Annotated in this window: 18 protein-coding genes; 9 read left to right on the top strand and 9 right to left on the bottom strand. The window is 59.7% G+C overall.

The annotated features are described in order from the left end of the window. Positions 1 to 143: 143 nt before the first annotated feature. A complete protein-coding gene (locus TBK1r_RS02035; protein ID WP_419580880.1) occupies positions 144 to 2,924 on the top strand; it encodes a hypothetical protein in 2,781 nt (926 codons plus the stop codon). Between the two features lie 123 nt (positions 2,925 to 3,047). Here TBK1r_RS02035 and TBK1r_RS02030 read toward each other — a convergent pair whose 3' ends face one another. Continuing rightward, the gene (locus TBK1r_RS02030; RefSeq protein WP_145207296.1) at positions 3,048 to 3,386 is read right to left on the bottom strand and encodes a tetratricopeptide repeat protein; all 339 of its coding nucleotides are present in this window, start codon (positions 3,384 to 3,386) and stop codon (positions 3,048 to 3,050) included. Positions 3,387 to 3,398: 12 nt separating this feature from the next. Continuing rightward, the gene (gene acnA / locus TBK1r_RS02025) at positions 3,399 to 6,107 is read right to left on the bottom strand and encodes an aconitate hydratase AcnA (protein ID WP_145207295.1); all 2,709 of its coding nucleotides are present in this window, start codon (positions 6,105 to 6,107) and stop codon (positions 3,399 to 3,401) included. Between the two features lie 441 nt (positions 6,108 to 6,548). On the opposite strand from acnA, the gene TBK1r_RS02020 reads away from it, so the two are divergent. After that, complete coding sequence (locus tag TBK1r_RS02020; protein WP_145207294.1) at positions 6,549 to 7,667, top strand: hypothetical protein; 1,119 nt, start codon at positions 6,549 to 6,551, stop codon at positions 7,665 to 7,667. 100 nt (positions 7,668 to 7,767) lie between these two features. Here the strand turns inward: TBK1r_RS02020 and TBK1r_RS02015 are convergent, their stop codons facing one another. From TBK1r_RS02015 to TBK1r_RS02005, 3 genes are all read right to left on the bottom strand, one after another. Beyond that, positions 7,768 to 9,804 carry a hypothetical protein gene (locus TBK1r_RS02015; protein WP_145207293.1) on the bottom strand — a complete coding sequence of 679 codons (2,037 nt, stop codon included), beginning with the start codon at positions 9,802 to 9,804 and terminating at the stop codon, positions 7,768 to 7,770. A gap of 21 nt (positions 9,805 to 9,825) precedes the next feature. After that, positions 9,826 to 10,656 (bottom strand): hypothetical protein, encoded by an 831-nt coding sequence (locus tag TBK1r_RS02010; protein ID WP_145207292.1) that lies wholly within the window; start codon positions 10,654 to 10,656, stop codon positions 9,826 to 9,828. A gap of 222 nt (positions 10,657 to 10,878) precedes the next feature. Continuing rightward, positions 10,879 to 12,705, bottom strand: coding sequence for a cyclic nucleotide-binding domain-containing protein (locus TBK1r_RS02005; RefSeq protein ID WP_145207291.1), 1,827 nt, complete (start codon positions 12,703 to 12,705; stop codon positions 10,879 to 10,881). 417 nt (positions 12,706 to 13,122) lie between these two features. On the opposite strand from TBK1r_RS02005, the gene TBK1r_RS02000 reads away from it, so the two are divergent. Then, positions 13,123 to 13,821 carry an ATP-binding protein gene (locus tag TBK1r_RS02000; RefSeq protein WP_145207290.1) on the top strand — a complete coding sequence of 233 codons (699 nt, stop codon included), beginning with the start codon at positions 13,123 to 13,125 and terminating at the stop codon, positions 13,819 to 13,821. A 118-nt stretch (positions 13,822 to 13,939) separates the two neighbouring features. Then, a complete protein-coding gene (locus TBK1r_RS01995; protein ID WP_145207289.1) occupies positions 13,940 to 14,533 on the top strand; it encodes a hypothetical protein in 594 nt (197 codons plus the stop codon). 214 nt (positions 14,534 to 14,747) lie between these two features. Here TBK1r_RS01995 and eno read toward each other — a convergent pair whose 3' ends face one another. Further along, complete coding sequence (eno, locus tag TBK1r_RS01990; RefSeq protein ID WP_095738579.1) at positions 14,748 to 16,031, bottom strand: phosphopyruvate hydratase; 1,284 nt, start codon at positions 16,029 to 16,031, stop codon at positions 14,748 to 14,750. A gap of 161 nt (positions 16,032 to 16,192) precedes the next feature. Here eno and TBK1r_RS01985 point away from each other — a divergent pair, with 161 nt between their 5' ends. Together TBK1r_RS01985 and rsmA are read left to right on the top strand one after the other, a co-directional pair. Further along, entirely contained in the window at positions 16,193 to 16,825 is a 633-nt protein-coding gene (locus TBK1r_RS01985) for a riboflavin synthase (RefSeq protein WP_145221928.1), read from the top strand. Beyond that, positions 16,822 to 17,733, top strand: coding sequence for a 16S rRNA (adenine(1518)-N(6)/adenine(1519)-N(6))-dimethyltransferase RsmA (gene rsmA, locus TBK1r_RS01980; protein ID WP_145207288.1), 912 nt, complete (start codon positions 16,822 to 16,824; stop codon positions 17,731 to 17,733). Before TBK1r_RS01985 ends, rsmA begins: the two co-directional genes overlap by 4 nt. Positions 17,734 to 17,818: 85 nt before the next feature. Here the strand turns inward: rsmA and TBK1r_RS01975 are convergent, their stop codons facing one another. The 3 genes from TBK1r_RS01975 to TBK1r_RS01965 form a co-directional block, all read right to left on the bottom strand. Further along, positions 17,819 to 19,393: a BNR-4 repeat-containing protein gene (locus TBK1r_RS01975; protein WP_145207287.1), complete on the bottom strand. Its 1,575-nt coding sequence runs from the start codon at positions 19,391 to 19,393 to the stop codon at positions 17,819 to 17,821. Continuing rightward, positions 19,393 to 20,667, bottom strand: a complete 1,275-nt coding sequence (locus TBK1r_RS01970) for an outer membrane protein assembly factor BamB family protein (RefSeq protein WP_473772483.1) — start codon at positions 20,665 to 20,667, stop codon at positions 19,393 to 19,395. Before TBK1r_RS01970 ends, TBK1r_RS01975 begins: the two co-directional genes overlap by 1 nt. Positions 20,668 to 20,807: 140 nt before the next feature. Then, positions 20,808 to 21,914, bottom strand: coding sequence for an SGNH/GDSL hydrolase family protein (locus tag TBK1r_RS01965; RefSeq protein WP_145207286.1), 1,107 nt, complete (start codon positions 21,912 to 21,914; stop codon positions 20,808 to 20,810). A 225-nt stretch (positions 21,915 to 22,139) separates the two neighbouring features. Between TBK1r_RS01965 and TBK1r_RS01960 the strand changes: the two genes are divergently transcribed. The 3 genes from TBK1r_RS01960 to mog all read left to right on the top strand — a co-directional run bounded on the left by TBK1r_RS01960 (position 22,140) and on the right by mog (position 25,385). After that, positions 22,140 to 23,468, top strand: a complete 1,329-nt coding sequence (locus tag TBK1r_RS01960; protein WP_419580149.1) for an IS4 family transposase — start codon at positions 22,140 to 22,142, stop codon at positions 23,466 to 23,468. Positions 23,469 to 23,670: 202 nt separating this feature from the next. Further along, entirely contained in the window at positions 23,671 to 24,813 is a 1,143-nt protein-coding gene (locus TBK1r_RS01955; RefSeq protein WP_145207285.1) for a M24 family metallopeptidase, read from the top strand. Beyond that, positions 24,810 to 25,385: a molybdopterin adenylyltransferase gene (mog, locus tag TBK1r_RS01950; protein ID WP_145207284.1), complete on the top strand. Its 576-nt coding sequence runs from the start codon at positions 24,810 to 24,812 to the stop codon at positions 25,383 to 25,385. The genes TBK1r_RS01955 and mog overlap by 4 nt, the downstream gene beginning before the upstream one ends. Positions 25,386 to 25,430: the final 45 nt, after the last annotated feature.

Genomic DNA, 25,430 nt, shown 5'->3' with positions numbered 1-25,430 from the left:
CGTGCTAGGGTTCCTCGGACGAGGTCTGTATGGACTCAGACCCGGATCGACTTCCCGCATGCGCCTGACTCAAGCCGATGTTCGCTTTGTTTTCAACCTCAACCTCCCCTGCGACGGCCCGCGATGGCTGCGCATGGCGAAAGGTGAGTGCGATAGCAATCGTGGTGGTCTCGCTGCTGCAGTCTGTCGGTTGTTCGCGACTGCGGCTTCCCGCCATCGATCCGACGGGGCAACGGATCTTCAATCCCCTGCCTGCGACGACGACGATCGCGCTGCCCGGTTCGGCCGGTGAAGGCCGGCTGGGGAACTGCCTGCGGAAACTCGGTGACCCGTTGAACACGCGGCCGTTTTCGTTGCCCGAACCGGCGTTTCCCGAACCGGTCGCTCCGCCGCCCTGCCTGACGCCGGTGCCCAGCACGGCGACACCACCGCTGACTTCAATCGGTGGTGCGTCCAATGAACCGTGCGTGCCAAGCGCCCCGTGCCCGTCGGATTGCCAAAACGGTCCGCCCGCCATTCTGTACGGCAACGAGTGTCAGATGCGCGAGCTTTGCCGGCTTCCCAAACGCGGCAAGCGAGGCTGCATCCTGCTCTCGCCCCAGAAAATTGTTGCACCGGTCGGCGGGGAAGTGGTTCTGTTGTCGGGAATCTGTGGTGACGAGGGACATTTGCAAGTCGGCGAACCGCTGGAATGGATGCTGACGCCGGAAAGCGTCGGCACCTTTATCCAAGTCGGTGACGATGACCCCGGTGTGATGCACCGGTTGGCGCGGATTAAAAAAGCGGCCAAGCAAGATCCCGCCTATGCGTTCGGCGTGACCAGCACCAAACGCACGAAGATCACCCGTGGAAATTTGAATCCCAATGATGATGTCCAGTTGGAAAAGGGACAAACATGGATCACCGTCAGCAGCCCCAGTGAAGGGACCAGCAAAGTCACCGTGCTGGCACCGGAAAGCGAGTGCTGGGATCAACGAAAAGCAACGGCGACGATCTACTGGGTCGATGCGGCACGACAGTTTCCGGGGACGCAAATCGTCCCGGCGGGAACACCGGTCACGTTGACGACGCGGGTGACTCGATCCGAAGGCATGTTGCCGGCGCGTGGATGGAAGGTGTATTACGAAATCATGCAACCCGAACTCGGCTCGTTCGCGTCGACCGGATCCTCGTTCGTCGAAGCCGTTGTCGATGACGCCGGAAATGCGACGGTGCAGTTGATCCCGACACCGGGCACGTCGGGCACAGCGGCGATCGCGATGCGGGTGATTCGCCCTGGTGGTGAAACCGACAACATGCCGCCGTTGACGCTGTTCACCGGTGAGACCTTTGTCACGTGGAGTGCGCCGCAGCTGGCGATTCGCGCCGGCGCGCCTCAGATCGCTTCCTTCGGCATCCCCTTCCAGGCCGCCGCCGCGGTTTCCAATCCCGGTGATCAACCCGCGGCCAACGTCCGCGTGATCATGCAGATTCCGCCGGGCGTGCAAGCATCGAGTCAGGATTCCTTTGCCCAGAATCTGCCCAACGCGATCGTGTGGGACATCGGTGAATTACCCCCCCAGCAAGAATTGGATCTGTTGCTCGACGTCACCACCGAATCCTCCTTGACGCTGAACTTTGAAGCGCGAGCGGACGGCCCGTTGGTGGCGACAACATCCGTCGCCGTCGACGTCTTTCGTCCCTCGCTGGTATTGAGCGTAGCACCGGAGAAAGAACGCTATCAGGTCGGCGAAGAGGTGACGTTCAACATTCACGTCCGAAACACCGGCGACCGCCCGCTGACGAACTTGCAATTGATCGCCAATGGCGACGATTCGATGCTGCACACGCCGAGCAACCTGCAGCGGGTCGTCAAACCCAAACAAGATCCCAACACACAGGAAGACATCCCGCTTCAACCGGGCGAGACCTGGCCGGTCGCGGTGACCTTCATTCCGACCGATCCGGGCCGCCGCTGCATCCAGTTGGAAGCGACCGCGGATGCGGGACAGCGGGCCACGACCGAGTCCTGCGTTACCGTCATCAATCAGCCGCCGCCCACGCCCGCGGTCACCGCGACGCTGTCCGGTCGCAGTCGGACTTCGGTCGGCAGCGAAACGCTCTTCCGTGGCATCGTCGTCAACACCGGCAGTGTGCCGCTGGACAATGTCCGCGTCACGCTGGCCTATGATCCACAGCTCCGCCCGGTCGGTGCAACGGACCAATACCTCTCCGAGCCGCGCAGCGGTCAGTACATGATCGAGTGGGTGATCCCACGGCTGGAACCCGAAACCAGCGAAACACTGGAAGCCAATTTCCAGGTGATCGGCACGAATCCAAGAAGCAGCGTGGTGTTGGCGGTTGAGTCGCAACAAGGCGCCCGGGCCAGCGAACAGGTGCAGTTTGAAATCTTGCCGTCGGCGGTTCGACAACCTGAACCCGCTCCGGCCGCTCCCAACACACTGCCCCCGGCGACCGCTCCACCGATGATCCCCGGACCGCCAACACGGCCCGCGCCGAATCAGGATCCTACGCCGCGGCCGGCTCCCAGCCAGCCCGCCCAGCCGCAATCATTGGGTCTGTCGATCACGGGTCCCAGCACAGCCGTGTTCGTCAATCAACCGATCCGCTACGACTTGCGCGTCACCAATCCGTCGTCACAGCAAGACGGCAACGTCAGCATTCGATTTAATCTGCCCGACGGCGTGCAGGTGGTGCGTGTCACACAACCGCTGAGCCCCGAGTTGGGCGAATTCAGTCCCAACGGAGGATACATCTATCTGAAAGACATCGGGACGCTGAGACCGTTTGAATCGATCGACTACCTGATCTTGTTGACGTGCAATCAACCGAAGACGTTTACGATCACCGCCGAAGCGGTCAGTCGCGGAAAGCCGTTGGGCGCGCGGTATCAAGTGACGACCCAAGTCGTCTCGGATCAGTAAGCAAGCCGCCTCACCGGCACGCGTCCGCTCCTCCCAGCACGCGGCGTCAGCCAGTGGCGCGTGCTCAATCCCAGCACGCGGCGTCAGCCAGTGGCGCGTGCTCAATCGTTAGCGATTAACATCTCAGGACTGCGATTGCAGCATCTGAGCCTTCGCCATCGCTTCTTCGGCTTTGGCGATGTACTGCTGCTCCTGGGTACCGGCCCAGGCGCGTTGGTACGTCACGCTCATGGCGGTGAAGTTGAACGGATCGTTCGGTTCCAATTCACATGCTTTCTCGCCGTGTCGGATCGCCTCGTCGTGCTGTCCGGTCTTGGTGTAGACGCGGGCGAGGGCGAGGTGCCCGAGCACGAACGAATCGTCTTCCTGGAGAATCGAATTCAAACCTTCGATCGCTTCGCTGAACTTCTCGTCGTCGATCAGTTTTTCGACGTCGTTGTACTGACTGTGAATGTCACTCATGGTTGATAAAAATTAAGCCTGGGCCAGATTTCGGAGGACGGTCGGGAGGATCCCGCCGTTGCGGTAGTACTGCAGTTCGACCGGGGTGTCGATCCGCACGATGCAATCAAAGGTGTTGACGGTGCCGTCTTCGGCAGTTGCCGTGACCGTGATGGTGCTACGGGGCTCGAGGTCATCCGACAGATCGGGGATCGAGAACGTTTCTTCGCCGGTCAAGCCGAGCGCCTGCCACGTTTTTCCGTCGGCGAATTCCAACGGCAACACGCCCATGCCGACGAGGTTGCTGCGGTGAATCCGTTCGTAGCTCGCCGCGATCACTGCTTTGACGCCTAACAACATCGTGCCCTTGGCCGCCCAGTCGCGGCTGCTGCCGGTGCCGTACTCGGTACCGGCCAAGACGACCAACGGAGTGCCTTCCTTCTGGTACCGCATCGACGCGTCGTAAATGCTGGTCACCTCATCGGTAGGCAAGTATCGGGTGACACCGCCCTCGGTTCCCGGCGCCAGTTGGTTGCGGATGCGAATGTTGGCAAACGTGCCGCGAACCATCACACGGTCGTTACCGCGTCGTGAACCAAAACTGTTGAATTCCTTGATCGGAACGCCGACTTCTTGCAGGAACTTACCGGCAGGGCCGTCGGAAGCGATCGCACCGGCCGGAGAGATGTGGTCGGTGGTGACCGAATCGCCCAGCAACACCAGACATCGTGCGCCTTCGATCGGACCGATCGGGGGAACCGCATCCCCGGTCACGTGATCCAAGAATGGCGGATGATGGATGTACGTGCTCTCTTCACTCCATGGGTAAATCGCACCTTCGGCGGCATCGATCGCGTTCCACAACTCGTTCCCTTCGACGGCCTCGTTGTACTGGCGAGTGAACATCTCAGGATCGATCGAGGTTTGGATGGTCTCCAAAATCTCTTCCGCCGACGGCCAAATCTCTTTCAAGAAGACGTCGTTGCCCTTGGCGTCTTTGCCCAAGGGCTCGGTGACCAGATCGATGTCCGTGGTTCCGGCAAGAGCGTAGGCGACCACCAGCGGCGGGCTCGCCAAATAGTTGGCCCGTGTCAACGGATTGACGCGGCCTTCAAAGTTACGGTTTCCGCTCAGCACGGCCGACGCGACCAGGTCACCCGACTCGATCGCTTCGGCGACCGGTGCCGGCAGCGGACCGCTGTTACCGATACAGGTTGTGCATCCATAGCCGACGGTGTGGAACCCGAGCGTCTTGAGCGGCTCGGTCAGTCCGGCTTTGTCCAAGTACTCGGTGACGACGCGGGAGCCCGGCGCCAAACTGGTTTTGACATGCGACGGAACCTTCAAACCTCGCTCGGCCGCTTTCTTGGCCAATAACCCCGCGCCGATCATCACCGACGGGTTACTGGTGTTGGTACAGGACGTGATCGCGGCGATCACGACAGCGCCGTGTCCGATCTGGCTACTTTTTCCGTTGTCTTGGATCGTGCCCTTGTGGTCCAGATCGCCCGGATCGAGCCCGAACCCGGTCTTGCCGATCGGCGCCGTCAGGGCTTCGTTGAAGGCCGATTTCATGTTGGAAAGCGAAATCCGATCCTGCGGACGCTTCGGTCCGGCCAAGCTCGGTTCGACGGTGCCCAAATCCAGCGACAGCGTCTTGGTGTAGTTCAGGGTGGGACCATCATCGGTGCGGAACAGCCCCTGTTCTTTGCAATAACGTTCGACCAGTTGCACGCCGGTTTCTGGACGACCGGTTTGACGCAAATAAGTCAGTGTCACGTCGTCGACGGGGAAGAAGCCCATCGTCGCACCGTATTCGGGTGCCATGTTGGCGATCGTCGCCCGGTCGGCAACGCTCATCGCGTTCATCCCGGTACCGAAGAACTCGACAAACTTGCCGACCACGCCTTCGGCACGCAGCAGTTCGACCACGCGCAGTACCATGTCGGTCGCCGTCGCACCCGACGGCAGTTTGCCGGTCAATTCAAACCCGATCACTTCCGGCATCAACATGTACAACGGTTGGCCCAACATGTTCGCTTCGGCTTCGATTCCGCCGACGCCCCAACCGAGCACGCCCAGGCCGTTGATCATTGTGGTGTGGCTGTCCGTTCCGACCAGGGTGTCGGGCATGGCGACCGGGCCGTCACCGGTATCGCGAATCGCCACGACGTGGGCCAGGTATTCCAAATTGACTTGGTGTACGATTCCGACGTTGGGCGGAACGACACGGAAATTGTCGAACGCTTGTTGACCCCAACGCAAGAATTCGTAGCGCTCGCGGTTCCGCTGGAATTCGATTTCAACGTTTTGGCCGAGCGACGATTCGCTGCCGAAGAAATCCACTTGGACGCTGTGGTCGATGACCAGGTCCACCGGGATCAGCGGATTGATTTTGTTGGGGTCGCCGCCGATCCGCTGCATCGCCGAGCGCATCGCCGCCAAGTCGACGACGGCCGGCACGCCGGTGAAGTCCTGCAACACGACGCGGTACGGCTTGAACGGCACTTCCTGTTTCTCAGGCGCCTTCGCGTTCCAGGCGGCGAGATTTTTCACGTCCTCTTCGCTGACGGAAAAACCATCGCAGTTGCGCAACACCGACTCGAGCAGCACTCGAATCGAGAAGGGCATCCGATCAATCTGTCCGAGTCCGGCGTCTTGCAATTTGCTGAGCCGGTAAATGGTGGCTGCTCCGCTGCCGGTTTCGAATTGGTCGCGGACGCTAAACGGGTCAAAACTCACTGCGTGTGTCTCTGAGTGCAAAGCGGAAGTGGGACGGTCAACGCGCACAGTCTAGCGTTTTGCTCGGAATAAATCGCCCCTGCGACAGGCCGTCACCGACCGAATCAGAACACAACCGACCCTCGAGACGGTCTCCCGCGACGAATGTTTTCCTAGCCGCCTCAGATCGCTGTTTTGGGGCCGGCGGCCGCCCAAAGAGCCTGTCGTCGCTGGGATGCAGTTCGATCAAACCGAGCCGATCGCCCTGCCAGCGGTGCCCCGTTCCGTCACCCGACGCAGGAAAATCCCAAAAACCGCAGCTGGCAAGCTGGGCGATTTGCGTCCTGTGTGCCGGACGTGCCGATTCTTTTGGTCATCCGGATTGTTTCTCGTCGATAAGGTTTTTCGACGAAGGACTGATTCCCAATTGGTTTCCGGCTGGAACGAGAGACGTTGATCCCCATGACTTTGACTTCCCCCATCAATCGTGTGTCGTCTCGGTCACGCCGACGCGGCTGGCAAGTGGGCAAAGCCCTGGTGCTGACCAGCCTTGCCACTGGAATTCCTGCGTTTTCGATGCTGGGCCAGCCCCACGCGTCAGCAGCCGACACCGCATGTGATGCCTATTCCGCCAGTGGCAATCAAGGCCCGTGCGACTGTGGCAGCTGCGGACAAACGGGGCGGACATCCAACCCGATCTACAAGACACTCGACACGGTCGCCGGCGGCATCGAGAAGCTGCTGGGACTGGACCGTTGCGGCAACGCCGGATGCACGACGCACGGCTGCGATGGCGGATGTGATTCGGCCCCCTGGATGACGGACCTCGAATCAACCACTCCGCCGGTGTTGCAAATCCCCAACCCACCGGCGGCAACCAAACCCTTGGCGCCACCCTCGACCGCGGCGCCTCGATTGCCAACCGTCCCGCCACTGGCGCCGGCGCCGAGACAAGCTGCTCCGAAGCAAGCAACGCCCAATCCTGAAACACCCAAGCCTGCCGCGCCGGCCCCCCCCGACCCCACTCAATCGTCGCGCCGTCAAGAGACCCCCGCCGTCCCACCAGCAGCGGAACCAACGGGCCGCCCCACACTCACTCCACCGCCGACGATCCCTGCCGAACCGGTTCCGACGCCGCGCCCGGCAACGCCTGCGATGCCCCTTCCCGAACCGGGCTCCGATTCGCCGGATCCTCTCAGCGATCCGCAGTTCACGCCTCCCTCGCTACCGGACATGCCGCCCACGCCGAACCCGGTCGAACCCCCAACGCAACCGAAAAAAGAAGGTTCGATCTTTGATGCGTTGGATGATCTGGAGGACTTGGATGATCCCTTCGAGGAGGACGCTGCTCGTTTGCGACGGCAATACGGTTCCATCCGGCCGATGCTGGAACGTGCCAGCCGAATGATCGCGAAGACCTACCAACCGGTTTACCCCGCGCCCAAGACACCGACGCAATTGCCCCAAAAGCCCGAACGAGCGGTGGGCAGCGGATTGCGACCGGTCAGTCACGAAGAACCGATCCAACTGCGTCCGATGACCAGCCGACGTGTGTTGGCACCCTACCGGGCCTCGCGTTAACCGGGCCTCGCGTTAAGACGTGCTGTGACCGCCCCATCTTCATCTATCCCGGATGGGATGGATGGTCGCAGCCGAACGCGCAAGCTGGAAGCTTACGCCACTATCGAAGACCGCCATCGCTGATGTGGTAGCGGTGACACTGGGTGCAATCCTCACCGGCAGCGTTGGCGTGATGGCACGCCGCGCAAGATTCACGCTCCAACGCTTTGAACTCCGACCCGGCAAAGACGAATTCATGGTCCGGCATCGTCTGTCGATCACGAACTTGGTGACAGTGACTGCAATCACCGAGCGCGGAGACACTCAGATGGGGGCGATGCGAAAACTTGGTGAACTCGCTGCGTTGTCCCACTAAACGTTTCGCCCGCCAAGAAGCGGGAATCGCGGTCGCACCGGGATGGCAGGATACACACGCGGCGACAAAGGGTCCGTCGAAGAAACGCTGCTTCAGCGGATCGTGTTCGGCTAACTGCGCAAACGTTTCGATCATGCCGACCATCACGGGATCGCCGTGCCCGTTGCCTCGATAGCTGATCGCAAATCGTTGATCATTGCGATACCAGCCGCCGACTTGCACCAGGTCGGATGGTGGCACAGCGGAAACGACCGTTGACGAGCGTTCGTTTGAACCGGCCAATGGATCCTGCTGAAGCGGATCCTCCAGCAGCGGATCGTCCAACAATGCGTCTTCATCGCCCGGCTCGCCCAGCAGGCTTGATCCCAATAGCTCGGCTCCCAACAAGTCATCATCGTCCGCGATGACCAATCGAATCTTTGGTCGCGGTCGTGTGATCGTGGCACTTTGTGTACCGGTCAAGTCGGTCTGCGCGAACCATTTCTGGCCGGCCGACTCGATCAACTGCGGCGACAGAGAACGCAGAACGGGTTGGAAGGGACCGGGAGAAATCCCCAATTGCAACAGCCGCTCTTGGATCGCCGATTGGCCCCGTCTGCCGACGTCGTCAATCAACCTTTGATAACCGTTCGCCAGACGCGCAAGCGTCTCATCGGTTTGCGGGTCTTCGATCGACAAGCGACTGACATCGCCCCCCGGGACACTACGCACGATTTTGGTCACCGCCGGATCGGCGCGCAACATCAACTCGGCAAGCGGCGAGATCACTCCGTCGGCGAACCCGGTCGCGCCCTCCGGCCAACCGCTGACGTTGTTCAAGGCGTTTCGCGGCAAGGATGGCAGAGCAACAAAATCGATGCCCTTTCCTGCCCGCACGTTCATCGCTTCATCGTGACACGTTTGGCAGCTGGTTTCGTAGCTTGCCACGCGAACCAGTTCACCCGTCGGTCCCGCGGGATGGCAGATCAAGCAGTCGAACGTTTCCGCCCCCGACTTCCACGACGGGAAATGTGTCTGCTGGTGAGTGGCATGATTGAACGAGAGTTCTCCGCCACGGCCATACGGCCAACCCTCCCAATCCGGATGTGAATCGGCAAACGCCCCGAAGCGTTCGCTGTGACAGGTTTGGCATTGGTTGTTTGACAGCGACAACAAGTCTGCCTCGGCGCCATGGTGCTCTTGATGGCAGGCTCGACAAGCGACATCGTTTTGGTCAACGGCGGCATCGGGGATCCATCGAGGCAACAAGCCGGTGCTGGCGGCGTCAGAACGCTTGGAAGCCAGCCGAATCGTCTCGGTCATCTGATCGCGAACCGAAACCGGCAGATTGTGTGCCGCGAGAGCCAGGTTCGCGTTGATCGTACGGTGATGGCAATCCATACACAGATCCGACTGCGTCACAGCGGCATGCGAATCAGCGGCATGCGAATCAGCGGCATGCGAATCACTTGCCGAATGAAACCACGCAGCCAATGAAAACGCAGCTTGATGATGACACGCGGCGCACTTTTCGCCGGAAACGGAACCCGCCAGAATCTGGGCGTGCGGTGTCGACAATTCCCCTGGCTTGAACAATTGCTCCGCGGGCATCATCGCCAACGTTGCCAGCGCACCCAGCAAAACGCACGTGAAGAAAACGATGGTCCAGCGACGGCGTCGCCCCGACCAGGTGCGAACGCGGGCGGCGCCGTCCGATCCAGCCCCGTCGACGGCCGGCATCCACGAATCGCCGGGGCGATCGTTGATGGGCGGTTGCGGGATTTCAAGATTGTCTCTTCGCATGACTTGCTTTGCGCCTCGTCCTCAACCCACCAGCCGCAACACGATCACCATGTGAATCAGCGACACAGCCAACAACACCAGCGACAGGAGCGAATGAAACACCACCCAACAACGCAGTCGCAGCTGCAGGGCAAATTGATAATCCAGATCGTCGCGGCGACGCACCAATGCCGCCAACTGCCCCGCAACGCGTCGCCCGTCCTCCTCCAGATAGCGATCCAATTCTTTCAGGTCACCGAGTAACCTGCGGCGGCGATTTCCGTTGGGCGCGATCACGTAGGCGAGTGTCGGACGGCTGACAAAAAACGGTGACAAAGCCTGTTGGTAGAACGTTTCCAGCACCTGCTTGGCCGACGTTTCGCTGATTTGGCGGCAGGCCTTGTCGGCTGCGGCGGCGATTTGATTCCGCACCCAATCGATGCGATCGAAACGATGTTGGCCTTCGACCGCCGTGAGTTTTTTCGGCAGCGTGCGACTGGCATAGATCCCATAAAAACCGCTCGCGGTGACCATCAGGAAGATGATCGACAAACAACCCTCCAGGACTCCACCGGCGATCAGCGCCGGAACGTGAAGCACATAGATTGCGGTCGTGAAAATCCCCACGTAAAGATGGATCTGCGTCCAGGTGCTGACGCTGCCCAGAGGCCAAAACGGCAAACGACGACGCACGCCCAGCAGCATCAACAGGAACAGTCCCGCCAACAGGGTGAAACCGGTGAAGAAGGCCGGCATCCCCAGACGTGATGTTTCCCAGCGGGTGATTCCCCAAAAGATCGCGATCACGACCAGCGTCACCGACAAAGCGACGAGGCGACGTGTTCTCAAACGGGGACCCTGCGAACGATTCACGCTTGCAACTCTCCTGGCGTCCACGAATCACTACGACCCATGTTGAGGTTGCCCACCATCGCTCTAACGAGCGGCAAAGGGGTCAAACATGAATGGTACGGGCATGCGTGTTGGTGTGCAGGCTTTCGCCGCCCGGTGTCGCTGCTCCGCAGCGAATGGGAACGCCTAACGGCTGGACACCAACGGCTGCTGAATCCCTTGAGTTTGAGAGTTGACAAAGCACTAGCTCCGTTTTTCCAGCCAATCAGAAAGCGGTGGCGATTCGCTTAAGTCGATTCGGACGAGCGCATCGTGCGGGCAGGCGGCCGCGCACGCCGGTCCCGACGGCAGCCCACTGCACTGATCGCATTTGGCCGCTTTGCGAATCGCGTTACCGCTTTTCTCATCGACGTAGGGTCGCCCCTTGCGATCGACGACCTCCGCCATCGCGATGTTCTCGTAGGGGCATGCTGCAGCGCAAACCCCGCAACCGACGCAGATCGGATCGTGGATGGAAACCACGCCCGTCGTCTGATCACGCGTGATCGCTCCGGTCGGACAGCCGATCATGCAAACCGGATCACTGCAATGCATGCAGGCTTGAACGAACTGCAAACGATCGTGAACGATCCCCTGTCGCACGAATCGCGGATTGCCGTCGTGGACGTCCGCGCAGGCTTTGACACAATCGTCACAGCGGGTGCAGCGATGCAAATCAATCACCATTGCTTCGCGACCGTTGTTCAAACGATGCTGAACGATAAACTCCAACAAGCTCGTCGACTCGAAACTGACACCGGCAGCGTGCTCAATGTCTTGCGTCGGATCTGGCGAAAAACGATCCGCCGCTTCGCTCCGCTGGTCGCTGCGAACGCGACGCCGATCCGATCGTTTTTCGGTGAAGGATTTCTGCAGCGACCGGGCGCTCTCGGGCAACTCGGATTTGCGGATATGCGGCAACACCTCCGCCGCAAACACTTCGATTGGGATCGAAAGTGCGTCCAAGAAACCGACGGCGCGCAGCGAGTGTTGGTAATGGATCGGACGCATCGATTCGGGACGCATTGCGTTGTAGGCGATCTCATCGATTCCGAATAAGTGGCCCTTGCCTAGATAGGCGACGGTTCGATGCGCCGCACCGTGACGCACGCACATCCGCCCGAAACCGCTCCGCACCACAATCAACTCGGTCGGCAGTTGCCCTTGATCGACGACCAAGGGTTCCGCTGCAATTTGGTCTGCCGGATGCAGCTTACGGGTCTTCTTGTAATCGGCGTTCCATTCCATCCGGCCGTACGACCGAAGCTCCGTCGCCTCGATCACCCGTTGCATGTTTTCTTCCGGCAGGTAACGCAACAATGGGATTTCACGAAGGTGGATGGGCAACCAATGCCGGCGATAATGCTGTTCCAAGGTGTCGGCGAAACGTCGATCGCGACGCAGGATGCGCAATCCCTGCCAACGGATCTCGACCAACGCCGCTTCGGTTTCGGCGATCACGGTGGCCGTTCGTGGCGAGCGATACATCGCCGCCACTTCACCGAACAACTCCCCAGGCCCCAGCGAAACACTCTCGTGTCGCCGCAGCACGCCCTCGATGTCCTGCAAGAAGATTGCGGGGCGATCATCGACCTGGCGAATCGCCTGGTGGCCGCCCGCAGCGGCATTGATGCTGACCTGCTCAGGGGTTCGCGTTTCCGGGTGGCGCGAACGTCGCAAGAACCGCGACAAGGCTTCGCCCCAGCCGATCGAGCGAGTCGGTTGGCGACCGAGTTGCTGATCGGTCAACGAATCGACCAGCACCCGCACGTTGCCGGTGATCAGCAAAAATGCACTGTTTCCGTAATCGCCTTCGCGGACGATCACCTCGCCGGGCTCGACGCGATGTAGCCGGCAATCGTAGCGCAAGATTCCCGACAGCGGTGTCGCACGGGGAAACGCGGATTGATCCATCTGATTGAAGGGGCCGCGCGTGCGCAGCCATGCGACATCGGCATCCGTCATGGATGCGTCGAGCGGTTCGTCCCATCGACTGGGACGCTGTACCGGAATTGTCGGGGTCGAGTCCATCGACCCTTCCATAGGCTGTAGCAAAAGACAAGGTCAAGCTTAATCCGGGAATTGACGGCGGCTGGGCGGGGTAGGCCACTTGGGTAGCGAAAAGGGGGGGAGGGCACACCTTGGCGAGCGGCCTGCTGATTCCAGCCCTGTAGGGTCCATTGACCATCAAAAAGAAGGCCCGGACGCTGGCGCGAACCGGCTGATGCCAGACGATCATCAACCGTTTAGCGTGGGGCCTACGGGACACAACCTCAGGCAACGGCGCTTCACTTAGCGGGATTGGATTTGAGCCCATAGACGCTCACCATCGCGTTTCGGCTATACTGATCCGGATGGAGATCGGTGTGTGGGGCCGTTCGGTCTCTGTGATTTCCGACCGATGGCCGCAAATCAGCTTGTTCCCGAAAACGATCGAGAGAGCGTTCCTTGAAGTCGTCGTTTGAATTCCAGCCCACGAATCCATTTTCGACGTCGTTCATTGCGCCGTCACAGGTCGTGTATCGGTTCTCCCACGGAGCCAACGCGACCAGTCCACACAACGTGGACTCGCATCTGGAATCGCTGCTGGCGAAGCTGAAAAGCTCCCGCCGTGCGCTGATCGTCGGCCCCCACGGGACCGGAAAATCGACGCTGCTGCATACCTTTCTGCCCAAGCTTCAACGGAGCTTTCCCCAGGTCGCGTTCCATCAGCTCAATAATGATCCCTCGATGAGCCTTTGGAAACGTTTGGGGGAACGGTTTCGTGCCGGCAAGCGAATTCGCGACGGGCTGATGGAACTTCCCCAAGACGGGCTGTTGGTCGTCGATGGCTGGGAACAGATGACACACCTGTCCAGGCTGCGCGTCGCACGAATAGCCTCGAATCGAAAGCTGACCTTGCTCGCGACGTGCCACTATCGCATGCCCGGATGGACGGTGCTCCACGAAACTCGCGCGAACTCCAAATTGATTCGCTCCCTGGCAGACGATCTGCTATCCGATTCGCCGTACGAGCTTCGCAAGATGATCGATGGCCATTTGAAAGACCGACGACTGACGCCGACGACCAATGTCAGGGAACTCTGGTTCGAGATGTATGATGTGGTCGAAGACGCCCACGCGCACGAACTGAAATTCCACAGCTGACGTAGACCACTCGCTGCGACGGTAACGCTACAACCGTATCGCTCCCAGCATGCCACGTTGGACGCACCGCTCCAGACGCCCTCCCGATTCCGCCCCCGCTCCCCAACGGCCTGCACCGATGCGACTGCCCGTCATCCTTGTCCAAAACCCGCCCGCCTCGGCTGCCAATCTTGCGGAATCCTTGGTCGGTCACCTGATCGGACGAGCCGGCCTCGACTTGACCCTGGTGGGGCGATTCGATTCCCTCGCCGACGATTCCACCGACCGCATGACCTTGGACTCCATCACGGTGCCCTCGGCAGTTCTCGATTGGCGATCGGAACCGGAGATGCTAGACGTGCTCGCGGCGATCGAGTTTCATGGATCGCGTTGTCCGCATCAGCTCGATCCCGACGGACCGTTCGCCCCGGGACAGTCACCGCGACGTCTGTTTCTATTCGATCTGACCAAACACAACGACGTTCAAAAGATCATCGCGGAGCTGGATCGCCTGAGGGCTTCGTTGAGTGTCAAAACCGTTTCGCTCGGTGCCCTGGGATCGGGCGGCTCGACGACAATTAAACCCGCTGCGAACAAGCCCGCGGAAACCACGGCACGTCCGGTCCCGGTTACCGCAGCACCTCGCCAACCGGCTCCGGTCGCCGCTGCGTCACCCCGGTCGGACGAAAACTTGGACAGTCTGATCGACCAGCTGGACGACTTGGACGTGTAGTGCGCGGTCCAGCGCAAGCAAGATAGCGGAACGGCGCGAGCCGTCCGGTCTCAGTTGAAGAACATCGTGACGTACCGGAGGGCTCGCGCCCTACCGCTAAAAAAACACATCGATTGGTGTCAAACGAGGTGGCCCTGAGCGCGTCGGCCAGTGGCGCGTGTGTGCCAAAACACCCCACGCGCCGGTCGCTGACGCTTCACGCTGACATTCTTTTCTAACGCAACTTTGCGGCGAAATGGGGTCCGCCGTACAGCGCCGCGTCGCCGAGCATTTCTTCGATGCGGAGCAGCTGGTTGTACTTGGCCATCCGGTCACTACGGCTGGCGGATCCGGTTTTGATCTGGCCGGTGCACAGGGCGACGGCCAAGTCGGCGATCGTGCTGTCTTCGGTTTCGCCGCTGCGGTGACTGGTCACGGCGGTGTAGCCGTGGCGTCCGGCCAACTGGATCGCATCGATCGTTTCGGTCAACGAACCGATTTGATTGACTTTGATCAGAATGCTGTTTGCGATTCCTTCGTCGATCCCTTTTTGCAAGCGGGTGACGTTGGTGACGAACAAGTCGTCGCCGACCAATTGGACCCGGTCGCCGACGCGTTCGGTCAGCTTCTTCCAGGTCTCCCAATCGTCTTCGTCGCAGCCATCTTCGATGCTGCAGATCGGGTACTTTTCACACCAGTCGGCGAGGAAGTCGACCATTTCGTCGCCGGACAATTCCTTGCCGTCGATCGCGTACTTTTTCTTGTCGCGGTCATAGAATTCGGTCGATGCCGCATCGAGTGCGATCCAGACCTGTTCGCCGGCTTTGTAGCCCGCTTGGTCGATCGCTTGCATGATGACGTCGAGAGCTTCTTGGTTGCTCTTCAGGTCCGGCGCAAAGCCGCCTTCGTCGCCGACTGCGGTGTTGTAGCCCTTGCTGCTGAGCACCTTCTTCAGGTTGTGGAAGATTTCGGTGCCGCAACGCAGAGCATCGCTGAATCGTTCGAAACCGAGCGGCATGACCATGAATTCTTGGATGTCGACCGAGTTATCGGCATGCTCGCCACCGTTGATGATGTTCATCATCGGCGCGGGCAGCAGGCGTGCACCGACGCCGCCGAGGTAGCGGAACAGGGGTTGTCCGGTTGATGCGGCCGCGGCGTGTGCGGTGGCCAGCGAAACACCCAAGATGGCGTTGGCGCCCAGGTTGCTTTTGTTTTCGGTACCGTCCAAGGCCAACATCGCCGAGTCGATTTCGGCTTGGTCGAGTGCGTCCATGCCTTGCAGGGCTTGGCCGATTTTTTCGTTGACGTTGGTGACGGCCGTTTGAACGCCCTTGCCCATGTAAACGGACTTGTCGCCGTCACGCAATTCCCAAGCCTCGTGGGCGCCGGTGCTGGCGCCGCTGGGGACAGCCGCACGGCCGTGGGCGCCGTCTTCCAGCAGGACTTCGCATTCAATGGTTGGGTTGCCGCGGCTGTCCAGAATTTGGCGGGCGTGAATCGCTTCGATCAGGGTCATCGGGGACCTCTCGAGGGTGTTGGGGGTGTGGCGGGAAGTGTTTTGTTGATGACGAGCGCGTGCCATCGCTTGTCCGATTGGTCGGCATTCTGTCCAATGCGGGTCACAGTGGCTACCCGCCGAGTATTTTTGACGCATTTTCCGCCGTTCTGCTATCTGCAATGTTTACTGGTCTGGTCGAAACAATGGGCGATCTCGTCGAAATGGTCGACGATCCCCCCGGCAAGCGGCTTCGCATCCGATCGCCGCTGATCACCGGTGACGCTGCAATCGGCGACAGCATCTGCATCAACGGATGCTGCCTGACGATCGTCGCCTTGGACGGGGACGTCGCTGATTTCGAGGCCGGCCAGGAAACCCTTTCGCGGACCAATTTGGGAAAACTCGTCGCCGGAGACCGCGTCAACCTGGAACGCTCACTCGCCGTCGGCAGCCGGATGGGCGGCCACTACGTCAGCGGTCACGTCGACACCCTCGGCGAGCTGATCGAGCGCAGCGAAGACCCGCCCTGGGCCAATCTGCGGTTTCGGATTCCCGCCCAGTACGCCAGCCAAGTCGCCAGCAAAGGCAGCATCGCGATCGACGGAATCAGTTTGACGGTGGTCGATGCCGACGAAGATTCCTTTAGCGTTGCCTTGATCCCGCACACGCTGGCCATGACCACGCTGGGATTTCGCAAAATCGGTGATGCCGTGAATCTGGAAACCGACATTCTGGCCAAATACGTGCAACGTTCGCTGGGATTGCTCTCGGACGACCAGATTCACGATCCCAACAGCAAGGCAGACGGATGAATCAACCACGTCAAACAGCCAGCTACCTGTCCAAACGACTCGCCGAAGCCGGGTTACGGCCCGTTTCCAAGTACGGCCAGAACTTTTTGATCGACCTGAACCTGGTCGACCTGATCGCCAACTCGGCCGAGCTGCGAAAAACCGACGTCGTCTTAGAAGTCGGAACCGGGGTCGGATCACTCACGTCGCGACTCTCCGATGCTGCCGGTGCTGTGTTGTCGATCGAGATTGACATGAATCTGCACCAACTGGCCAGCGAAGAATTGGCCGGGCGGCCGAACGTGAAACTGCTCCAAGGCGACGCGCTGCGAAATAAGAATTCCCTACGCGATGATTTGAAAGGCTTGGTCGTCGATGCCATGCAACGCATCGGCCAGGACGCGCGGTTCTTGTTGGTCGCCAACCTGCCCTACAACGTTGCCACACCGATCATTTCTAATCTGCTGCATCAGACGCCGCCGCCCGACGCGATGGTCGTGACGATCCAAAAAGAACTGGCCGAGCGGATCGTCGCCACGCCCGGGACCAAGGACTACGGCGCACTGAGCATTTGGATTCAGTCGATGTGTCACGCCGAAATCGTACGCATCCTCGGCCCCAAAGTGTTTTGGCCCCGCCCCAAAGTCGACTCCGCGGTGATCCGATTGGATTTGGATCGGCAGAAACGCGACGCCATCGCCGACCTGGACTATTTCCACCAGACGGTCCGCGCGCTGTTCTTCCACCGACGAAAGTTCTTGCGCAGCAACGTCATCAGCGCGATGAAGAACCGGCTGGACAAGTCCCAAGTCGACGAGGTCCTGCAGTCACTCGGGCACGGCGAGACCGCGCGTGCGGAAGAATTGTCCGTCGAACAAATCCAACAACTGGTCGAAGCCCTGCGGATCGCCGAAGGCAAAGCGGAATAGGCGTCCAGCCTGTCACCCCAGCGGGAAGCGTCAGCGACCGGCCCGTGATCCAGCGGGAAGCGTCAGCGACCGGCGCGCGCGCCCCTCACTCGTCAACAGACGCCTCAACCCGCACCGGCGTGGCGAACTCACCCTCCATCTCATAGGGCAACTCCCAGACACGCTCGCCGGTTGAATCGGCAAAGTACAGGAGGCTTTCGCTCAGCTTCGTCGGATCCCCGTCGGCCCAAAAAACGAAAAACGGATCCTTGGCTGCGATCGGACGGCGCGCGTAATTGTGGTTGCGGTCGCTATCGGATGTGATTTGCGTTTCCCGCTGCCACGTCGCCCCCTGATCCATGCTCGTCCACGTCACCAATTCGCCACCGCCTTGGTACGGCTGCGGTCCCGGCTGGGACGGGACGCGACAGGTCCAAGTTTGCTCGTCCAGATACAAACTGCCCATGTCATAGTTATGGTCCGTGCCGCAGACAATCGAGGTTTTCCATGCCTCTCCATCCCAGCGGGTCACACGGAAATGACGTGGGTCGTTCGGCGGCCCCGGCTCGTGGCCGGGACTGGTGACGTACAGCAGAACCGGATGTCCCTCGCGGTCGAACCCCATGTCCTTCAAATAGACGTTCAACTTTTGCGAGGCATAGTCGATCACACGGGCGGGCGAGGCGACATCCTCAAGAGGCGGCTGGACCGGTGCTCCATCGACCGTCGTCCACGTCAGCCCCCGGTCCGGTGTCTGGACATAATAAAGATCGGTGCGCTGATCGACGACGCCGTTGGGATGCCGATTGAAGAATGTACCTGTCAGTCCGTCGCGCGTCGCGCTGGTCTGGTAGTGTCCGCCACGACTATCACCAGGCTGACGAATACCGGCCAGTTTCTGATCGGCAGTCCACGTGACACCGTCATCGCTGGTTTCCCAGTACAGCTCTCGGACGCCGGTGTACTTCGTAAACAGGTGCAAGAATCCTTCGCCCGCGACGTGATGCGGTTGCGGGTACGTCATCTCTTCTTCGGAAATTAATTCAAAGCCATCGATGCTGTAGGGTTTGTTGCTCTTGTACTTGAATCCCGGTCGCACGCGTCCACGACCGCTCACAAAAATCCAGAGGTAGCCGGCATCGTCGACGGCGATGCTGGGGTTGTCGTGTGGATCATTGACCCTCTGTTTGTCATGAACCACAACGGGCCTGGGAACCCGATCCGAGGCGTGATCGTAATACGAAACCATGCACAGCAGATGCCGATCGTTTGGTCCCGTCGTTCCGCCATAGACAAAAAACGTCTTCTCGACCTGGGGACAATAGATTGCGAGCGGTGTGTGTTTGGCGGTGTAGGTCCCCAGTCCGCCGGAGTATTTGTCACCATAGGGAAACACCGGTTCTCGCGACGCTTTTGCATACGGCTGACCATCGCTTCCTTTGCCGTAGAACTGCCCGAGGGTGAACCAGATGCCCTTGTATCCATCCATCCGCTGCCCGTTCAAAACGGGGGCTTGTCCCGCAACGTTGCTGGCAAGAATGGCGCCGATCACCAGCGACAGCCAACGTTGGTGTGCAGCCTTCAGGCGTTCCGCACTGCCGGTCAATCGATTCGTACTGCCGAGAAATCGGTTCAAGCCTGGACACCGACCGTTGGTGCTCGCTTCACTCGTTTTAGTCATCAGTTCTTGGCTCCCAAACAGTAGAGGAATTCCTGGCGACGGTCACCGTCGTAGTGGGCGATCCTCATGAAGATGTGACTGTCACAGATCGTCGGCGTGGCGAACACGCTCTCACCCAGCTTGTTTTCGGCGACCTTTTCAAATCCTTCTGGGCTTGCCTTGTACACGAACGTTTGCCCTTGCTCGTTGGTCGCGTAGATCAGATCACCAACCAAGACCGGCGAACTGCTGAAATCGCCTCCCAGTCTGGCTTTCCAAACGGTCTCGCCGGTTGCACAGTCGACACATTCGGCGATTCCGGCGTCGAGCGTCAGATACAGGTAGCCGTCTTTGTGCAGCATCGAGGGGACGTAAACACGAGAATTGGTCCGCCACGCGACCTTTCCCGATCCGTCGGCGAGGACGGCCGAGACGTGGTTGTCGGGATATCCGCCGCTGGTAAACACGTGCTTGCCATCGGTCAGTGTTGTCGTCACGCACTCTGTCGTCGCCCCTTCGATTTCCCAACGCGTGGCGCCCGTGCCGGGATCCAGACTGGTGACCAGGTCACAACCGGTCAACACCAGTTGGTCTTTGCCCGACACGTTTACGATCGACGGTGAGGGGTAATTCGGTTTTTCAGGACGATCACGACGCCAAACGATTTCACCCGTCGCACGATCCATGGCAACGATCGCGCCGCCTCCCTTGTTGTCCGCCGAGCAGATGACCAAATGCTCGTAGATCGCTGGCGAGGAACCATAACCTTGGTGAATGACGTAGTCGGACAGTTTCTGCTGCCAAAGGATGGTTCCCTTCAGATCGAGCGCCGTCGTGTGAATGGCTCCGTCGTTGAAGAAGTTGATGAACAACCGCTCGCCATCGGTGGCGACGGTGGATGAAGCCCACGATGCTTTTTCATTTGCTTTACGTTTGCCTTTGGACTCGTAGTTGCCTTGGTGCACCACCGATTCCCACTGCAATGATCCCGTCTGGCGATCGAAGCAAAGCACCACTTGTACCTTGCGCGTGTCATCGGCGGTCGCCAGAAAGACATGTCGCCCGAACAACATTGGCGATCCGTGGCCTCGACCGGGAATCGCGGTTTTCCAGACCACGTTGTCATCTTCACTCCACTGCAGCGGCGGGTTCTGGTCGGGCGCGGCGCTGCCGTCGCGCTGCTGCCCCCGCCACCACGGCCAATCGGTCGCGGGAAACGAGGGGGTCTGGGCGGACGCGACGTTCATCGCGAGCGTCAACAGAACAGCGGCGGAAAACAATGTCTTGAACATCATCAGTGTAAAAAACTCAGGGACGATTGTGTGCTTGGAAGAGCAATAGCATAGCGGGGCAAATGACCGTGCGCGGACCGTGTTGTGAACAGCTCGTAGGCTCGCGCCAAAACGGCTGATTCAATCGACAGACCGTCAGGGGTTTACGCCCCCAATGCCGAACGCAACGCCGGTTCGATCGCGTTGGCTTGGTTGAAGAAACCGAGATCCGAGGGATGGGATCCATCGGTGGTGTCATCACGATTGTCCGCCAACAGACTTTCACCGTCGACATAGAACAACCGTTCCGTGCCGGCGTCCAGTAGTCTGCGGTAGGCCGCCTGGAATGCGGCGCGACTGGTTTCATTGCGGGTCTCTTGTGACTGCAACAACCATGATCCCGAATAAGAACGGTCTTCGACGAGCACGATGGGAACGTTGGGATGGGCAGCGCGAAGCTGTTTGACCATCGGTTCAGTTCGCTCGGTGATTTCGGCGGCCACCATGTTGGGCAGACAATCCAAAACGTAAACGGCAGGATCCAATTCGACCAAAAATTGACCGACCTCTTTTTCAAGCTTGCCATTGCCGGAAAACCCAAGGTTGATCACCGGGCGATCAAGTCGACGGCCGAGGATCGACGGATGGGGCATGCCCGGTCGCGACGCACACGCACCGTGTGTGATCGACGTGCCATAGAACACAATGGGTTTTTCGCTGCGTGGTGCGATCGGTTCAAACAGGCTGGATCCATCGACGCCGATCTTCAGCGATTCGGTTCCGTTGTAGAGCGGCAGGTAGATCGAGTAGTCTCGCGCGCCCGGACGCAATCCTTGGACCAGCGTCGTCTTCATGTGTTGCGCGGTGGGTTTGCAAACCGCCACCCACTTCCAATTTCCCTGTTCGTCTTTGGCGTAAAGATCCAGACCGCTGACTCCCGTTGCCGGCATGTGTGGCATGGCCAGACTGGACGACGTGACCGAATAGTCGACTTGAATCTCGCGGGCGTCGGTTCGAAATCGGACCAGCATTCCGGCCGAATGTCGACTCAGGTTCCAGACGGCATCGCGAACAACACCCTTGGCTCGGGCCGGCAGGCGATCGAAGTATTTTTCGGTGTCGTCGAACCCGCGGCCTTCGACTCCCCAGTCGCGGACATCATGCCATTGGATTTCGGCAGAGTCGGCTGCCAGTGCCAGCGGTGCGGTCGCAGCCGCAACGCCCGCCGCGGTGAGAGACAGGAAACGCCGTCGAGAGTAATCGATCTTCATATGAGAATCTTTCCGAGGTGGGGAGGAAGGTGGGAGCCGCACATGATAACCGAAGCTCGGATCCGGCATTCGGGTGTTTGCACATCTTCAATCACCCTCCCTGGCAGGGAGGGTCGTGTGTCGCGAGGGGCATACGCACCAAGTTAAGGAATTGAGGTAGAAAAAAAGCGGAAAAACCTTCATGAGGTAGTTATCACCACAACCTCGGAAGAAGGAGTTTCCGCCGTGAAGACCATAGATCGATTGGCCACTTTGTTACAGACCAGTTTCGGAGAACTTGCCGAGCAATCTGCCGCCGAATCCAAGGTCATCAAACGACGACGAAAGTTTGATGCCTCAACGCTCGCGAAGTCGTTCATTTTGGCCATGCTAGCCAAACCGACCGCCAACGAGGAGGACATTGCCAGCATGGCTGCTTCTGTGGGGCTGACGATTTCTCCCCAGGCCGTTGAGCAACGATATAGCGATCAATTGGTCGCCTTCTTTCGTTCGCTGTTTGCCAAGATGAGTATGCAGGTCATGCACTCCGAGTCGAAGCTCGCCCCGCTTTTGGAACGATTTACGTCGGTCAAGCTGATCGACAGTTCGGTGATCAGCTTGCCGCCGAGTTTGGCAGCAGAATTTGCAGGTTGTGGCGGTGTAGGGGAGCACAATACCGCTGCAGTGAAGCTTCAAACCGAACTTGACCTGGCCAATGGGGAGTTGCAGTGCATTCAACTCGAACCAGGGAAGTCGCCCGATCAGGCAACAAACCGTCAAGTCGTGCCACTCCAGAAAGGCTCACTTCGAATCGCTGACCTCGGCTATTTCTCATCCGCCGTCCTTTCGTGTTATGCAGCGTGGGGAGCCTTTTTCCTGACGCGATTGCTTTACAACGTGAAAATCAAGGTGGACGATCACTCCGAAGGGCTAGTTGCTTGGCTGAGCCGACAAAATGACTCACTGATCGACTGCGACGTCACAGTCGGCCAAGGCACTCCGCTGGACTGCCGATTGATCGCATGGCGAATCCCCAAGGCAATCGCCGCGAAACGTCGCAGGGAAGTTCGCAAACGGGCGAAAAAGAAGGGCCGTACACCGAGTCAGGACCGCTTGGCGGCTTGCGACTGGAACTTTTTAGCCACCAATCTTGCAGTAGAGCAATTGAGCGTCCAAGAGGCGATCGTTTTGTACCGCAGCCGCTGGCAAATTGAATTGCTCTTCAAGCGATGGAAAACGTACTGCCAGATCGATCTGATGGATGGGCGCACGGACACCATTTCGATGGCCCGGTTTTGGGTCCGCCTCTGTGGTGCACTTCTCCAGCAGTGGTTGGTCATACTGGCGGGCTGGTTCGAGAATTCATCGCTAAGCTTCGCAAAGATAGCTAAGCGGCTTGCAAATTGGATGGATGAATTGGCCAGTTGCCTCGTATCGCATTCAAGACTTTGCGAATATCTCGCAAAAATCCGAAACCGAGTCCTACCGATCTGCAAGCGAACAAAAAGGCGGAAAAAGCCGGGAACTGCGGAATTGCTCCGCGATCCCAACTTGCTCGAATATTCCTTAACTTGATGCCTATGGGGTCGTGTGTCGCGAGGGGAGGGTTGAGGCGGCGTAGGGAGGGTCAAAGCGACCGTCTACCCCGCTCACGTCCGTCAGCGCATCCTCGGCTTCATCCGTTGATTTCCGACGCCACGTCGCCTCGCGAAGCCCCGCATCGATCGGCTATAACGTCGCTGAAACCGTTCATACGTTTTTCCCGTGAGATACCAGGATGCCTGACGCTTCGCTGCCGGCCATTTTTGCCGGCATTCCGCTTAAAAACCCGTCGCTCTTCCGCCGTATCGGTGTACCACTGGGAGACCCAGCGGCTTGGATCGAAACCACGGATCGGCGTGTGGCTTTGGTGCGCGATATCGAAATGGACCGCGTCCGTCGTCTCAGCAACGCCGACCGAGTCGTCTGCCCCATGGACTATGAGCCGGCGGGAAAGCTGGACGCGGATCGCGAGACCGCGACCGCGCAAGCCGTCGCAGAGTTTTGTCGACGCGAGAACATGGCGGCCGTCCGAGTCGATCGCAGCCTGCCCTTCGTCTTTGCGTGGCACCTTCAACAGGCCAGTATTGAATTGTCATATGATCCCGATCTGGGCGTGATCGACCGGCGTCAGAAATCGGAACAGGAAATCGAGCGGTTGGCCGAAGCCCAGTCGGTCACCGAATCGGTGATGCGCTACCTCTGCGAAACCATTGCCCGATGCACCGTCGCGGCCGATGGAACGCTGGTGCATGAGGGTGAAGCCTTGACCAGCGAACGCGCCCGAGCGATGGCGGCCGCCGAGTTTCTCAAACGCGACTACTCGATGTCGCACGGCGCGATTGTGGCGACTGCTCCGGAGGTTGCCGATTGCCATCACGCCGGGACGGGGCCGTTGCGGACGGGCGTTCCCGTGATCGTCGACCTGTTTCCGATGAACAACGAAACGAGGTACTGGGGCGATTGCACGCGGACCGTCGTTCATGGCCAACCGAGTGCGACCGTCCGCAAGATGCACGACGCCGTTGTCGCTGCCAACGCAGCGGCCACCAAGCTGCTTCGCGTGGGCCAGACGGCCGAGTCGGTGCACTTGGCGGCCGACCAGGCATTGCTCGACGCCGGATTTGAATTGTCACGTGGAACCGTCTCGGACCAGCCCACGATTCAACACGGCACCGGCCACGGCATCGGTCTCGACGTCCATGAACCCATCCTGCTGGACATCGGCGGGGGACCGGTACTGGAACGTGAAGTGTTCACGATCGAACCAGGGCTGTACGGTCGCCAAGACGGCGGCGTCCGCGTCGAGAACATGTTGGTCGTTCGCGAAGGCGACGCTCAGTCACTGAACCAACTGCATGAAGGACTCGACTGGACATGACACCAACCGATCAAAATCAACCCGATGCCGATCAACCCGATGCCGCCAAGATCGGGATCGTGACCGTGTCGGATCGCGCCAGTCGGGGCGAGTACGAAGACTTGGGCGGCCCGGCGATCGACGCCTACCTGCGCGACGTGTTGACGAGCCCCTGGAAGCCGATCGCGCGGGTGATTCCCGATGATCGCGAGACGATCGAAGCGACGCTGCAACAGCTCTGCGAAATCGAAGACTGCTGTCTGGTCGTGACCACCGGCGGCACCGGGCCGTCGCAGCGAGACGTGACACCGGAAGCAACCGAAGCGGTCTGCGATCGGATGATGCCGGGATTTGGAGAATTGATGCGGAAGGTCTCGCTGGAAAAAGTTCCCACGGCGATCCTGTCACGACAGACCGCCGGCCTACTGGGAGACAGTCTGATCGTCAACCTGCCGGGAAAACCCAAAGCCATCGCCGAGTGTCTCGACGCCGTCCTCCCCGCCATCCCCTACTGCATCGACCTGATGCACGGCCCCCGACTCGAAACAAATCCGGAACGAATCCGCGCGTTTAGGCCGAAAGCACAATCGTAAGCTGGCAATGCGAGGCTCACGTCCTCGGAAACAGGTCACGCTAAA

It is taken from the genome of Stieleria magnilauensis (assembly GCA_007753675.1).
GTDB classification, from domain to species: Bacteria; Planctomycetota; Planctomycetia; order Pirellulales; family Pirellulaceae; genus Stieleria; species Stieleria magnilauensis.
The sequence above is the reverse complement of the archived record's forward strand: the minus strand, read 5'-3'. Positions and strand labels throughout refer to the sequence as shown.